The following is a 14,156-nucleotide window of genomic DNA, read 5'->3' on the forward strand; positions in this document are numbered from 1 at the left end:
GAGTAATCCTCAGATTTACTCCCTAATGAGTATTTTTATGTTACTCTCTATAAGATTAATCCTAAGTACAAACTCAATTAACTTTTAGTTAATTGACTTAAAATTATCCGGATTTAAGATGGACACATAGCACGCTAAGCAATTTAGCGAATTAATAAAAGCTTCACTCTTTTATTTTTATTCTTGAGGTTTTCATCAGGAAAAATATCTATGGTTCGGTATCAATACTGTGGCCATAATTTTAAAAAATCACATCTTAGATCGGGTATAACAATGTTAAGTATCTATGGAAAAAAATTGCGTCCGCAACAAGAAATGGAAAAAATTATTTCTGCAACCTCAGGTGTTGAAGAAAGAATCTTAAAAAAGTGGCAGAAAATTTCCACTGCTGATTCCGGCTATATTCATATTATCGTCAGCGGTGAAGTCGAATTTCGACGTGAATCTGACGAACTGTGTATGTTCACCGTCACCGGGCAATGCATTTTCGGCCTGTCGTCAATGTATTACAACGCCACCCATATGTACGGCCTTGTTCGGACGAATACGGTTGTTCGCTCGATCAAGAAAGAGGTCTTCGCCCAGCTGATGACCGAAAAAAATCTGTGGCCAGAACTGACCAAAGTCCTTTCCTGGTACATCTGCATGCTGAGCAAACGTGATGATGTTCTGGTTGCCCGCAGTGCGTATTCTGTTGTCCGCGAATTTTTATATGAGATTAACGATCTTATTGTGCATCATCAACGTGATATTAACGTTTATGATTATATTCAGGAATACACTAACCTGGCACGTAGCACCATTATTAAAATTCTCTCCGACCTAAAAAAAGGTCAATATATTGTGGTGGAAAAAGGTCGACTGCTTAACCTCACCGCACTGCCTGAAAAATATTAAAGTCTACTCCAGTCGCTCTCCTTTCTCACTCAAAGGAGAGCGGTTATTTTTACTGCTCTTTGCGCCAGCCTGAACATTATCCTGCGTTTCGTCCACCGGCGGCGGGGGCATTTTTCCTTGAGAATAATCCTGCTCCTGCTCTTTTAACGCCTGCTTAAATAATTCCGTTAATGATGACTCTTCGCTGTTCGTGCCGGCGGGAGCGGTATCGTGCTCATGCGCCTCGGTTCCGGGTAAGGTATCCCGCGAAGTGTCGTGCGGCACCGCACCGTCGGGCGCCTGCTGCCAGTTGGCATCATCACTGTTGATCGGCAGATCCTGCATCGGTGGAATCTCAACAGGCACTGGCGCAGCTTTTGGCTGCGGATGCGGGAACGGTTTACTCACATACACATAATGCATATCCGAAAGCTGCGTTTCCGGTTTCGCAACGCTGGCATTGACCGGTTCAGGCGCCGGGTGACGCAGGTTCCAGTAGACGTGCATATACAGGCCGACAACCAGCATGACGCAAAGCCCGACCAGCCATAACGCTGTTTTGCCGAATACGTTTTTCAGGCTGGGGAGGCGGTACGAAAACCAGACCGCTTCCCCGGTTGTATAGCTGCGCTGGGCCGCAAGGCAGATGGTCGACATTAGGCTTTCTTCTCCTGCGTTTTCGCGTCCGGGGCGGTGCTGGTAGCCTGAATCAGTACGCCCGGCGTGCTGTTGGTCACGCGCATCAGCTGCATCAGCGTATCTTCGCCGGGGATACCATCCACGTGCAGATGCATTTTTTGCTGGAACTCGCGGGTGCGTTTCATCATCTCTGTGGTCCAGATCCGGGCATGCGTTTCGGGCTGGCTCAGCGCCAGGCTTAATTGCTGATCCAGCCAGGCCATATCTTTGCTGTCGCTGGCCGCGCCGATCGCGTCTTTACCTTCCGGTGTCAGGCGGTGCAGCTGGGTGAAGTTGCCGGTCGCGTGCCGGTTAAACCAGCTGCGGCTCACCTGCCAGGTCCGGTTATTCATTAACAGGTCAATGGACGTGTTCCCGACCCTGGCGACCACAGCATAGTTAAGATGGCCGCTGGTTTTCAGTTCACTGACCCACGGATACCCTTCCTGCGCCAGCGTCTCCGGCGACGCGTTCCCCTGTGTACACATCAGGTTCACTTTGGCGGCGTTCTGGCACAGCGCATCCTCGGCCGAGGCGTCATACCCCCACATGAGATACAGCTGATGCATCGCATCCGGCTGATTAACTATTTCGTTGTCGATAACCGGCACTACGGGCGCTTCGACTTTTAGCGATTGCTGTTTCCAGCTGACGGGCACCGGCAGCTGGATCGGCAGGCGTGCGCCGATCGATGAGGTCAAATACCAGCCGCAGGCGGCAAACAGCACGGACGCAAACAGCCCCACGGTCGCCAGGCGCTTACCGTGTTTTTGGGCGGGCAGGATCTCTCCCGCCGCCAGACGTAAATGACGTGGGCTGACCTGGGCCGCGCGTTCCGTCCAGGCGGCGAGCATTGCCAGGTGCGCCAGCGCGTTCAGTTTGCTGATGTTGCCTTTGGTCAGTGTGTGCATTTTGCGCACGCGGGCCGGTGGTAACGGCGAGTTTTCGCAGCCGTGTTCTTCGCACTGGGCCTGAACATAGCTCAGGTATTCGCGGCAGGTCAGGGGGCGCAGGGCATGATGCGTGTGCGTATATTCGCGCAGTTCAGGTTGCTTAAGCAGGATCTCCTGATCCGTAGTGCCCGTCAGCACCACGGCGAGCCGGAAGTTCAGCTCCTGGGCGCGCGTGAGCAGCGTTCCCAGGACTTCACGGCAGCTTTCCTTCATGGCTTCGGAATGGGCGATCGTCACTACTCTGGATTTCGCTTTCCCCTCCTGCCACTGGCGCAGGACGGCATCCACCGCCTGCATGCGATCTTTAATCGCTTTCGTTCCCGGGTTGAGTTTGTACAGCAGGCTACTGGCACCCAGTTTGGGAAACGCGTTGATGGCAAGAACGGTATTGTTGCTGGCTTTAAGCGCGTCGATGAACTGACCCAGAAGCGGAGCGTCGTCGCAAAAAAGCCCGATAATTCCCGCCAGCTGGGTTTTCTCTTTCAGCAGGTTGAACACGTCCTGATGATAAGGCACCAGAAAATCACCGGATAAACGGGTGATTGTCCTGAATGGCGGATTGTTAAAATTAAAGTGGCTCTGATACATAACGACTTACCGTCTCTGATTAGGAAAAGCAACAGCAGCAGAAAGTAAGGTAATGCCCCTGAGCGGTCAATTTGCAGACAGAGTAAAAATATCCAGCTGGCTGTGCTTAACATCTGAATTTTATACGGTCAATATTTTTCTTTATGAAAGTTGGTGGCGAAGTCAGTGGTCGCGTTTGCAACAGCTTATTACTATTTTCCTCCATATTGGCGCAGTATGACGCTGCTTATTTTTGCTTTGCTATAGGCCGGATAAAAAATGAGGTTCTCATTTCTGTCACGGTGGATAACGCCTTGTATTATGTTTTTGCTGCTCATTTTTTGCGGTCAGCAAGGCTATCTCACCTTTAAAGATTATAAAAAAGTTACGAATAAGCTTGCTAATTCTGACCTACAGCAGCTGAAAAAAAAGCGCGAAGACAAACCCTTCACGCTTTTTACGGCTGCCGTCCGTCAGGAGAACTTATCGGCTGCGGCAAAAGCCCCGCTGGCGGCGGAGATTGAAGGCATTGTGCGCAGTGATGACGCTTGGCTCTCCTTCGCTGTCATCAAAACGCCAGGCGGCCAGCGAAGCTACCGTGAGGGTGAACCACTCGCCGGCTTTAACGACGCATTTATTCAGGAAATAAACAAAGATAATGTGGTGGTTAATTATGAAGGTACTGCGCAGATACTGGCATTAAATAAACCGGACTATTTTAAGGGGGGCGTGGAGAGCGGCCCGGTAACGAAATCGACAAAAGATGTTGGCGCAGAGAGTGTGCATCTTGATGATTATCTGGTGTTAAAACCCATCATTGAAAAGGGCCGACTGGAAGGCTACAGGATAAACCCAAGGAATGCCTCTGCCTTTTACAGCCAGTCAGGTCTGGAAAAAGGCGATGTGGCGGTTCAGGTTAACTCTGTCGATATGACCGATGAAGCAAAAGCGAAAAGCATTATTGCCAACTGGTCGAAAATGAAAGAAGCGGAGGTCATCGTACGACGTCACGCTCACCTTGAAAATATTCGGGTTAATGTTCTAAACAATTAATAAGTGTGCAGACATGAAAAAATTTCCCTGGGCGTGCGTGGCGCTGAGCGCATTGTCGTTATATTCCAGTTCGCTGCTTGCAGCTAACTTTAGCGCGAGTTTTAAAAATACGGATATTCGCGAGTTTATCGATACGGTAGGTCGCAATCTCAACAAAACCATTCTGGTCGATCCGTCCGTCCAGGGAACCGTCTCGGTCAGAACCTACAATGTGCTGACGGAAGATGAGTATTACCAGTTCTTTCTGAGCGTGCTGGACCTCTACGGCCTGTCGGTGATCCCGATGGACAATGGCATGGTCAAAGTGGTGCGCTCAAGCGTGGCGCGTACCGCCGGTGCGCCGCTGGCAGACAGCAAAAACCCGGGCAAAGGTGACGAGATCATCACCCGCGTGGTGCGCATGGAAAACGTACCCGTTCGCGAGCTGGCCCCGCTGCTGCGTCAGCTCAACGATGCCACCGGCATCGGGAATGTGGTCCACTTTGAGCCGTCCAACGTCCTGCTGTTAACCGGTAAAGCCTCGGTGGTGAACCGCCTGGTGGATCTGGTTCAGCGCGTCGATAAAGACGGTATTCAGCGCCGCGAAATCATCCCGCTGCGCTTTGCGTCTGCCAAAGAGCTTTCGGATATGTTGAATAACCTCAACAACGAAGAGCAGAAGGGGCAGAACGCGCCGCAGCTGGCGACCAAGGTGGTGGCCGATGACGAAACCAATAGCCTGGTGATCAGCGGTTCGGAAGATGCGCGGGCGCGTACCCGTTCCCTTATCCATCAGCTGGATCGCGAGCAGAATAACGAGGGGAACACCCGCGTCTTCTACCTCAAATATGCCAGCGCCACCAAAGTGGTACCGGTGCTGACCGGGATTGGCGAGCAGCTGAAAGACAAGCCGGGCGCAGCCAAAGCGAAAACCGCGAGCGCCTCAACCGACCTGAACATTACCGCCGACGAGTCGACCAACTCCCTGGTGATCACCGCGCAGCCTAACGTGATGAACTCCCTGGAGAAGGTGATCGACAAGCTGGATATTCGCCGTCCGCAGGTGCTGGTGGAAGCGATCATTGCCGAAGTGCAGGACGGCAACGGCCTGGATCTTGGCGTGCAGTGGACCAGCAAGCACGGCGGCGTCCAGTTTGGCGCTACCGGCCTGCCAATCAGCCAGATTAAAAATGGCACCATGAAGGGGGCGAGCTTCACGGGCCTGGCGACCGGCTTCTTTAACGGTGATTTCGGTGCGCTGGTGACCGCGCTCTCCACCGACGGTAAAAACGACATCCTCTCCACGCCAAGCGTGGTCACGCTGGATAATAAAGAAGCATCGTTCAACGTCGGTCAGGATGTGCCGGTGCTTTCCGGTTCGCAAACCACCAGCGGCGACAACGTCTTTAACTCGGTTGAGCGTAAAACCGTGGGGACCAAACTGAAGATTGTGCCGCAAATCAACGATGGCGACATGATCCACCTGAAGATTGAGCAGGAAGTGTCCAGCGTCGACAACAGTGCGACGGAAGACGCCAGCCTCGGCCCAACCTTCAATACGCGCACGATTAATAACGAAGTGATGGTCCACAGTGGCCAGACGGTGGTACTCGGCGGTCTGATGGAAAATGTGACCAAACAATCCGTGTCCAAAGTGCCGCTGCTCGGCGATATCCCGCTGGTCGGTCAGCTGTTCCGCTACACCTCGCAGGATACCTCTAAACGCAACCTGATGGTGTTTATTCATACCACCGTCCTGCGTGACGACGACAACTACAGCGCAGCCTCGAAAGAGAAATATGACCAGATCCGCGCCCGCCAGCAGCAGCGCGTGGAAGAGAAAAAGCTCGGTATTGTTGAGCCGAGCGACAACGCCGTACTGCCAGCGTTTCCTGCCGCCAGCACTGCACCCGTGAAAACCCACGCGGCACGCAATCCGTTTAAAGAGTAAGGCGGAGGGGAAACGTGGACGAACTGACTAAAACCCTGTGTAGCAGCAACTACGCAAAAGAAAACGGCGTTCTGCTTTACAACAATGACGTCTATATCCGTGAGGACACCCCGGCGTTAGCGCTGCTGGAGGTGCGCCGGGTGCTGGGATGCGCGTTTGTCCCGGTTACCCTGGCGCCGGAAGCGTTTGACGAGATGCTGGCCAAAATCTGGCAGCAGAGCAGCGGCGTGTCGCAGCAGCTGGTGGACGACATGGACGCGGATATCGATCTGATGGCGTTAACCGAGGAGATCCCGGATAACGAAGATCTGCTCGATAACGACGAAAACTCGCCGGTGATCCGCCTGATCAACGCCATTCTCGGCGAGGCGGTGAAGGAGGGCGCGTCGGATATTCATATCGAAACCTTCGAGCGCACCCTGAGCATTCGCTTTCGCGTTGACGGCGTGCTGCGCCCGGTGCTGCAACCGGCGCGTAAGCTCGCCCCGCTGCTGGTGTCGCGTATTAAGGTGATGTCGAAACTGGACATCGCCGAGAAACGCCTCCCGCAGGATGGCCGTATCTCCCTGCGCATCGGTCGCAAGGCCATCGACGTGCGCGTCTCGACCATTCCGTCCCAGTACGGCGAGCGCGTGGTGATGCGCCTGCTCGATAAAAGCAATCTGAAGCCCGACATCAACAAGCTGGGGCTGATTGATGAAGAGCTGGAGAAGCTGAAAGGGCTGATCGACCGCCCGCACGGGATCATCCTCGTTACCGGCCCGACGGGTTCCGGTAAAAGTACCACGCTGTACGCCATACTCTCGGCGCTGAACGGCCACGAACGCAACATTCTGACCGTGGAAGACCCGATTGAGTACGAGCTGGAAGGGGTGGGGCAGACGCAGGTTAACCCGCGCGTGGACATGACCTTTGCCCGCGGGCTGCGCGCCATTCTGCGTCAGGACCCGGACGTGGTGATGATCGGGGAAATTCGCGACGGTGAGACCGCCCAGATTGCGGTACAGGCGTCGCTGACCGGTCACCTGGTAATGTCGACGCTGCACACCAACAGTGCCGCAGGGGCGATAACCCGTCTGCGGGATATGGGGCTGGAGTCCTTCTTAATCGGTTCATCGTTGCTCGGTGTCATTGCCCAGCGTCTGGTGCGTCGGCTGTGTACGCACTGCCGGGCCACCAGTCCGCTGGACGCCAATGAAAAAGCGCTGTTCAGCTTTATGGCCGCGCCGCCAGAAGCGATTTACCGCGCGGTGGGGTGCGAACACTGCCGTCAGAGCGGCTATCAGGGCCGCGCCGGTATTCATGAATTTCTGGTGGTGGACAGCGCCATGCGCCGCGCCATCCATGAAGATAAGGACGAAATGTCCCTCGAAACTCAGCTCTTTAAGCAGGCCTACAGCCTGCGTGAAAACGGGCTGCTGAAGGTGATCGGCGGCGTGACGTCTCTGGAAGAGGTCATGCGCGTCACCGCCGAACGTGGGGGGGATGCGTAATGGCTTTCTACGCCTGGACGGCGACGGATGCCGCGGGGAAAACACAGCGCGGGACGTTACAGGCCGAGGGGCAGAAGCAGGTTCGCCAGTGGCTTCGCGAGCAAAAGCTGATGCCCGTCAGCATCACCGAAACCCGCGAAACGGCGGCTGGCGGGAAAGCGAAAACCGGGGTGAAGCTCTCCACTCCGGTGCTGTCGATGTTTACCCGTCAGCTTTCGACGCTGGTCAACGCCGCGCTGCCGCTGGAGAGCGCGCTGAAAGCGATCTCGAAGCAGACGGAAGACAAAAAGCTGGCGGCGATGGTGGTGGAGATCCGCGAGAAGGTGGTGGAAGGCCACACCCTGTTCGATGCCTTCAGCCAGTTTCCGCGCACCTTCGACAAGCTTTACTGCACGCTGGTGATGGCCGGGGAGAAAACCGGTCACCTGGGCGACGTGCTGGAAAAGCTGGCGGAGTACAACGAGCAGCGCCAGAAGATGAAAAGCAAGCTGACGCAGGCAATGGTCTACCCGATAACCCTCACCGTGGTCGCCATCGCGGTCATCAGCATCCTGCTGGTGGCGGTGGTGCCGCAGGTGATCGAGCAGTTTACCCACATGAAGCAGCAACTGCCGATCACCACCCGGACGCTGATTGCGGTAAGTGACTTCCTGCAAGCCTGGGGCATTTATATTGTGGGCATTCTGGGGGGCGGCTTTATCGGCTTCAAAACCTGGCTGAGGAATGCCAAAAACCGTTTTCGCTGGCACAGCTGGCTGGTGAACGGCTCGCCGATTAAAAAGCTGGTCTGCGCCATCAACAGCGCCCGCTATATCCGTACCCTGAGCATTTTGCAGGCCAGTAGCGTGCCGCTGCTGGAGGGAATGTATATCGCGATGGACGGTATCGAAAACCGCTATGCCCGGCAGGTGCTGGAGCAGGCCGCCGACACCGTGCGCCAGGGGGCGTCGCTGTATGCGGCGCTGGAACAGGCGAAATTATTTCCGCCCACCATGCTGTATATGATTGCCTCCGGTGAAGAGAGCGGGGAATTAGGTAATTTAATGGATCGCGCGGCGGAAAATCAGGAATCGGCCTTACAACATCGAATTACATTAACGCTGTCGGTCTTTGAACCGGCGCTGGTGGTATCCATGGCGACGATTGTTTTATTCATCGTTCTGTCAATATTACAACCGCTTCTGCAACTTAATAATATGGTAGGTTAAATCATGGCTTTAAAACGTAAAAACCTGGCTCGCCAGGCGGGCTTTACATTGCTCGAATTAATGGTGGTCATTGTTATTCTCGGCGTACTGGCGAGTATGGTGGTGCCAAATTTAATGGGCAATAAGGAAAAAGCCGATACGCAAAAAGCAACCAGCGATATTGTCGCGCTCGAAGGCTCGCTGGATATGTACAAGCTGGATAACCACCGCTACCCGACCACAGAGCAGGGTTTGCAGGCGCTGGTGACCAAACCTGAAATCGCGCCAATCCCGAACGGCTACCGCACGGACGGCTATATCCGTCGCCTGCCGCAGGACCCCTGGGGCAACGATTATCTTCTGGTGAGCCCGGGTGAACACGGCGCGGTGGACGTCTTCTCAGCCGGTCCGGACGGCGAAGCCAATACCGCCGATGACATTACCAACTGGTCTCTGGATAAGAAAGAGAAATAATGAAAAATCAACGCGGCTTTACGTTGCTGGAAATTATTCTGGCGCTGGTGATATTTGCCAGCTGCGCCATGATGGTGGTTTCCACCATTCCTTCGCGCAGCGGCGCGGATATATTTGGCCAGCAATTAAAAGCGCTCGTTGATTATGGTTCAGACCGTGCGGTGATGGACGAAAATATTGTCGGGCTGGTGATCGCCACCGATAAATATCAGCTGGTGACGATCGCCGATAAAAAAGGCGAGCGTCACTGGATGCCATTATCTGCCGGACGCATTAACACCAAAGGTGATTTTCCGGAAGAGATGCATGTGTCGCTTTCGCCGCAGCGCCTGGCCGCGACGGTGACCTCCGAGCCGCAGGTGATCTTTTTACCGGACGGTGAAATCAGCCGCTTTACGCTGACGCTGCAAAGTTACGACAAACAGCACCATTTCCGCGTGGTGTCGCACGGTGCGGCGCCGGTATCGGTAGAAAACGATGGCTAACGGCAACAAAAAGCAAAAGGGGATGACGCTGCTGGAGGTGATGGTCGCGCTGGTGATTTTCTCCACCGCCGCGCTGGCGCTGATGAACTCGGTCTCCCTGAACGTACGTTTTACCCATGGCCTGGCCGATACCTTGCAGGCCAGTTGGGTTGCGGAAAACCAGCTGGCGGAAGCACAGCTCACCAGAACCGACTTCCCGGATGCTGAACAGCAGGGGACGGAAATCATGGGCGGGCGCAGCTGGAACTGGCGTAAGCAGCGGGTGAAAACCGCCGACAACGTCTGGGCGAATACCCTACACGTATATGCGGAAGGCGATGAGAGCCAGCCGGTTATTTCCCTGCGCATCATTCCGCCGGGAGAGAGCAAGTGAAGAAAACGCGACGCCAGCGCGGATTTACCCTGCTGGAGATCATGATTGCGCTGACTATCTTCGCGGTGATCAGCACCCTGGCCTGGCAAATTCTGGACGGCGCGATGCGTACCAGCTCGGCCACCGATGCCAGCGCCGCAAAGCTCAACCAGCTTCAGCGCGCCTGGAGTCTGATGGAGCGTGATTTTTTCCAGCTTCAGGCGCGCGCCCCACGTAATGAGCCGGAGCTGTTTCGTCAGGAGGGCGATGCTCTTGAACTGACCACCCTGAATGGCGTGAGCGGAACGGTCCAGCTGGAGCGCGTGCGCTGGCGGCTGGAAGAGGGGCGTTTGTATCGCGACGTCTGGCCGGTCATTGACGGCCCGGCGGACGTTAAGCCTGACGAAGTGCCGATTGTCAGCGGCGTAAAATCATTGCAGTGGCGGTTTTATCGTCAGGGCTGGCTGACAGCCTGGCACGACGCCGCCCATCTGCCGGACGGCGTGGAGGTTACGTTGACGATGGAAAACGGAGATACCTGGCGCTGGGTGTTCACCACGCCGGGTGAGATGCCGGAGGTGGCCGCTGACGCGGCGCCAGAGAAAGCCGCCGACGCGCCTGGGACGACCCCGGATGCAGCCCCTGCGCCTGCCCCTTCGCCGGAGACCAGACCATGAACCGAATCCGTCAACAACAGGGCGTCGCCCTGCTGGTGGTGCTGATTTTGCTGGTAATGATGTCGGCGCTGGCCGCCAAAATCAGCCAGCAGTTCTGCCGTAATTTGCAGAAAACGCATTATCAGGTAAGCCAGCAGCAGCTGCGTTGGGCGATGCAGGCCCAGGAAAAAGTGGTGAAGGACCGGTTACAGACCGACGCCAGCGGCGAGAGCAAGCCGCTGGCGCTGGACGGCGACTGGCATCAGCCGCTCGAGACGCAGGGTGAGGACTACACGGTCGTGAGCCAGGTGGAAGATGCGCAGGACTGCTTTAACGTCAATAACCTGTTGACCGTCGACGTCGCACCCCAGGGGCAAAGCGCTCCCGCGGTGGCGGAAAAACCGCGTAAAGCGCGGATTGTAGAACAACTCCTGACGGAAAGCGGCCTCAGCCCGGGCACGGCGGAGGCGGTCTATTTCCAGCTGGTGGATTATCTCGATGGTGACAGCACCACGGCGAAGGAGGGCGCCGAAAGCGATGCGTGGGCTGGCGTCGTGCCCGCGCAGCAACCGGCAAATCAGATGATGCGCAGCATCGCGGAAATCAAACTGCTGCCGGCGTTCCCTGTTACGGCGTATCCGAAGGTGAGCAAGCTGTTATGCGCGCTGCCGGACGCTGCCAGCAAGGTCGATGTCAACACCCTGCAACCGGAACAGGCCGCCGTGCTGGCGGCCATGTTCCCGGGAAAACTGACGTGGGATGACGCCGTTCGCCTGCTGGATGCGCGTCCGGAATCGGGCTGGGAAAATATGGAAGCGTTCAGCAAAGCGCTGGAGCAGACCTTCCCGCAGTTAAAAGACGATCTCCCGCAGGTGGCGGATCAATTTTCTATAAACAGCCGGTACTTCCGCGTGAATTACACCGGCAATACCGATGAATTAACGCTTCGCGTGGTCAGCCAGCTTCAGGTGAATAACGAAGCCGGTGAGATCGTGACGTGGCAGCGTCGTTACCGAATGATTGAATAAGAAAAGTAGAACGTTATGAAACAGGTACTTTTTGTTCGTCCCGACAGCCGCGAGGGCGGGAAAATAATGTGGTGTGAGTCCGGCAGCGAGCGTGTTGAGGTGGTCGACAGCCTGGAGATGCTGACCGAACACCCCCTGGCTACGCGCGTTTGTCTCCTGTTGCCCGCCAGCGACATGATTTTCCGCCATTTTACGCTGCCGAAAAAGGTGGCTTCTCAGGCGATGGCCTTCTCGTGGATGGCGGAAGAGACGCTGATTGGCGACGTAGACAACCTGCACTGGACGGTACTCCACAAAAAAGGCGCCGACGTCGACGCCGTGGCCATTGACGCCGACCGCATGCGCGCGGCATTAACCCGCTGTCAGGAGGCCGGATTAAACGTGATTCAGGCCCTGCCTGATGCCTGGCTGCTGCCCGTGACGGCAGGGGGCAGCACGCTGGTCGCGCAGGATGATGGCTACTGGCTGCGTTTATCGCCCCATGTGGCGGGTGAAATGGAGGCAACCCTGCTGCCGCTGTTAATGCAGAAAGCTGGGGTCGGGGAAGTGCGGTGCTACGGCGATGCGCCTGCGAAGGTGCACGTTGACGTGCAGCATACCTGGCAGCACCCACTGGCGCTGATCCAGCCGCAGTGGCAAACCTGTTGCGTTAACCTGCTTCACGGTGATTTCAGCCTCAAGGCCGGTCATGGGCGGGCGGCGAAAAGTATGAAAGCCGCGATGGTGACGGCGGGCGTGCTGTCTGTTGCTCTGCTGCTGGGGCCACGCATTGCGATGGCCTGGATGCTGGTGCAGCAGGAAAATCGGGTGCAGGAGGAGATCGTCCTGGTTTATCAGCACCATTTCCCCAGCATGCGCCAGCAGACCAATATCAAATATCACTTTGGTCAAAGCCTGAAAAAACAGAGTAAGGGGTTCTTTCTTCAGCTTGAGGAGCTGGAGAACGCCCGGCAGTCAGTTCCTGCGATGGAGATCGATCTGCTGGAGTACGATGCGCAGCAAAACACCCTGAAGCTGAGCGTCAGCGCGCAAAATCAGCCCGCGTTGCAGGCGTTTGTTAACCAGACCAGTGAGAATTTTGATTTTACCTTACAGCCTGTTTCAACAACCGAACCGTATACCGCCATGATCGCAGGGAAACATAAATGAAAGAGCGAATCGCGCAGCTGAAATCACGCTATCAGAATTATAGCGCCCGGGAAAAAATTATTTTAAAAATATGTGCCGTTGCCATTGTGGGGGCGGCGGTGTATTACACGGGAGTGATCCCCCTGGATAATATGATTCAAAATAGTAAATCGACGCTTAAAAGACAAAAAGAGACGCTTAACTGGATGCGCAGTGAAATTGATAAAAATCATCTTCAGGTCCAGATAGTCAAAACGAATAATCCGCGTACGGTGGTCGAGAACAGCGCCCATGAAATTAACCTTTCACTGACGGATGTGCGCCAGGAGGGGCAAACTTTATCGTTCGTGGTGAATCGGGTGAATGTTTATGAATTAAAAAGCTGGCTGCGTGAAATTAATCAGACCTCCGGCGTGAGACTGCAAAAAATAAACCTCACGCCGGTGGACCACCTCAGCGACGTGAAAGCGCAGGTGCAGCTCACCTGGTCAAGAAACGCATGAATACCTTTTCGCTGATGCGGGACGCCTGCCCGGTAGGGTTCCCGATAATGAGTGCGATCCTGGGCGGCATTGTGGGCAGTTTTCTAGGCGTTGTCGCCGAGCGCGTACCGGGAATGGTGATGGATGAGGAGGGGAGTGGCAATCTGCTCTTTCCGGCCTCGCACTGTCCGGTGTGCCAGCACGCGCTTGCCGCGTGGGAAAATATCCCGCTGCTCAGCTGGCTGTTATTACGGGGACGCTGCCACCAGTGCGGGAGCGCGATCCCGCTGCGACTCTTTCTGGTCGAACTGGTCTCCGCGCTGTTTTTTGGCATCACGGCCTGGTGCATGCCGGACGTTCAGGCGCTGTTCTCTTTGTGGTTACTGGCGGCTTTTTTACTGCCGCTGGCCATGATCGACTGGCAGCATCAGTTGCTTCCGGACTGCCTGACCCAGCCGCTGCTGTGGGCGGGGTTAGTGCTCCATGCGTTTGACCACACGTTGCCGCTACGCGATGCGCTGTTCGGCGCGGTGGCGGGCTATCTGTCGCTCTGGCTGCTCTACTGGGCTTTTCGTCTGATCACGGGACGAGAAGGTCTGGGTTACGGGGATTTTAAGCTACTGGCGGCGCTGGGCGCCTGGTGCGGCTGGCAGGCGTTGCCCTCCATTGAACTGGCGGCAGCGCTAAGCGGTATTGTCGGTTATTTCGCCGTAAATAATTTAAATAAAAATAACCTCACTATTTCTTTTGGTCCTTATCTCGCCTTTGCTGGAATAGGGGTGTTTATGAGTCAGCAATTAGCTTTCACATTTTA

General features: G+C 55.4%; 15 protein-coding genes. 13 read left to right on the forward strand and 2 right to left on the reverse strand.

Annotated elements, in window-relative coordinates; all coding sequences use genetic code 11:
* The first annotated feature begins 273 nt into the window (after positions 1 to 273).
* Positions 274 to 897 carry a helix-turn-helix domain-containing protein gene (locus IM290_RS20695; protein WP_017384870.1) on the forward strand — a complete coding sequence of 208 codons (624 nt, stop codon included), beginning with the start codon at positions 274 to 276 and terminating at the stop codon, positions 895 to 897.
* A 3-nt stretch (positions 898 to 900) separates the two neighbouring features.
* Here IM290_RS20695 and IM290_RS20700 read toward each other — a convergent pair whose 3' ends face one another.
* The gene (locus IM290_RS20700) at positions 901 to 1,533 is read right to left on the reverse strand and encodes a hypothetical protein (protein WP_193041647.1); all 633 of its coding nucleotides are present in this window, start codon (positions 1,531 to 1,533) and stop codon (positions 901 to 903) included.
* Positions 1,533 to 3,095 (reverse strand): peptidoglycan-binding domain-containing protein, encoded by a 1,563-nt coding sequence (locus IM290_RS20705; RefSeq protein ID WP_193041646.1) that lies wholly within the window; start codon positions 3,093 to 3,095, stop codon positions 1,533 to 1,535. The genes IM290_RS20700 and IM290_RS20705 overlap by 1 nt, the downstream gene beginning before the upstream one ends.
* Before the next feature lie 300 nt (positions 3,096 to 3,395).
* Between IM290_RS20705 and gspC the strand changes: the two genes are divergently transcribed.
* From gspC to IM290_RS20765, 12 genes are all read left to right on the forward strand, one after another.
* Positions 3,396 to 4,127 (forward strand): type II secretion system protein GspC, encoded by a 732-nt coding sequence (gene gspC / locus IM290_RS20710; protein ID WP_193041645.1) that lies wholly within the window; start codon positions 3,396 to 3,398, stop codon positions 4,125 to 4,127.
* A 13-nt stretch (positions 4,128 to 4,140) separates the two neighbouring features.
* Positions 4,141 to 6,057, forward strand: coding sequence for a type II secretion system secretin GspD (gspD, locus tag IM290_RS20715; RefSeq protein WP_193041644.1), 1,917 nt, complete (start codon positions 4,141 to 4,143; stop codon positions 6,055 to 6,057).
* A gap of 14 nt (positions 6,058 to 6,071) precedes the next feature.
* Positions 6,072 to 7,550: a type II secretion system ATPase GspE gene (gene gspE / locus IM290_RS20720; RefSeq protein WP_047734160.1), complete on the forward strand. Its 1,479-nt coding sequence runs from the start codon at positions 6,072 to 6,074 to the stop codon at positions 7,548 to 7,550.
* A complete protein-coding gene (gene gspF, locus IM290_RS20725; RefSeq protein ID WP_017384864.1) occupies positions 7,550 to 8,758 on the forward strand; it encodes a type II secretion system inner membrane protein GspF in 1,209 nt (402 codons plus the stop codon). The genes gspE and gspF overlap by 1 nt, the downstream gene beginning before the upstream one ends.
* Positions 8,759 to 8,761: 3 nt before the next feature.
* Positions 8,762 to 9,211 (forward strand): type II secretion system major pseudopilin GspG, encoded by a 450-nt coding sequence (gene gspG / locus IM290_RS20730; RefSeq protein ID WP_003858352.1) that lies wholly within the window; start codon positions 8,762 to 8,764, stop codon positions 9,209 to 9,211.
* Positions 9,211 to 9,696 carry a type II secretion system minor pseudopilin GspH gene (gspH, locus tag IM290_RS20735; protein WP_193041643.1) on the forward strand — a complete coding sequence of 162 codons (486 nt, stop codon included), beginning with the start codon at positions 9,211 to 9,213 and terminating at the stop codon, positions 9,694 to 9,696. The genes gspG and gspH overlap by 1 nt, the downstream gene beginning before the upstream one ends.
* A complete protein-coding gene (gene gspI / locus IM290_RS20740; RefSeq protein WP_045348976.1) occupies positions 9,689 to 10,069 on the forward strand; it encodes a type II secretion system minor pseudopilin GspI in 381 nt (126 codons plus the stop codon). Before gspH ends, gspI begins: the two co-directional genes overlap by 8 nt.
* Positions 10,066 to 10,725 (forward strand): type II secretion system minor pseudopilin GspJ, encoded by a 660-nt coding sequence (gene gspJ / locus IM290_RS20745; protein ID WP_047734156.1) that lies wholly within the window; start codon positions 10,066 to 10,068, stop codon positions 10,723 to 10,725. The genes gspI and gspJ overlap by 4 nt, the downstream gene beginning before the upstream one ends.
* Positions 10,722 to 11,732: a type II secretion system minor pseudopilin GspK gene (gene gspK, locus IM290_RS20750; RefSeq protein WP_047734154.1), complete on the forward strand. Its 1,011-nt coding sequence runs from the start codon at positions 10,722 to 10,724 to the stop codon at positions 11,730 to 11,732. Before gspJ ends, gspK begins: the two co-directional genes overlap by 4 nt.
* 15 nt (positions 11,733 to 11,747) lie before the next feature.
* Entirely contained in the window at positions 11,748 to 12,881 is a 1,134-nt protein-coding gene (gene gspL, locus IM290_RS20755; RefSeq protein WP_193041642.1) for a type II secretion system protein GspL, read from the forward strand.
* Complete coding sequence (gene gspM, locus IM290_RS20760) at positions 12,878 to 13,363, forward strand: type II secretion system protein GspM (RefSeq protein ID WP_047734150.1); 486 nt, start codon at positions 12,878 to 12,880, stop codon at positions 13,361 to 13,363. The genes gspL and gspM overlap by 4 nt, the downstream gene beginning before the upstream one ends.
* Positions 13,360 to 14,156, forward strand: a 797-nt coding sequence (locus IM290_RS20765) for an A24 family peptidase (protein WP_193354495.1), incomplete at its 3' end; no start/stop codon positions are given. The genes gspM and IM290_RS20765, both read left to right, overlap by 4 nt.

Source organism: Enterobacter cloacae complex sp. S1 (assembly GCF_014930525.1).
Classification (GTDB): Bacteria; Pseudomonadota; Gammaproteobacteria; order Enterobacterales; family Enterobacteriaceae; genus Enterobacter; species Enterobacter hormaechei_C.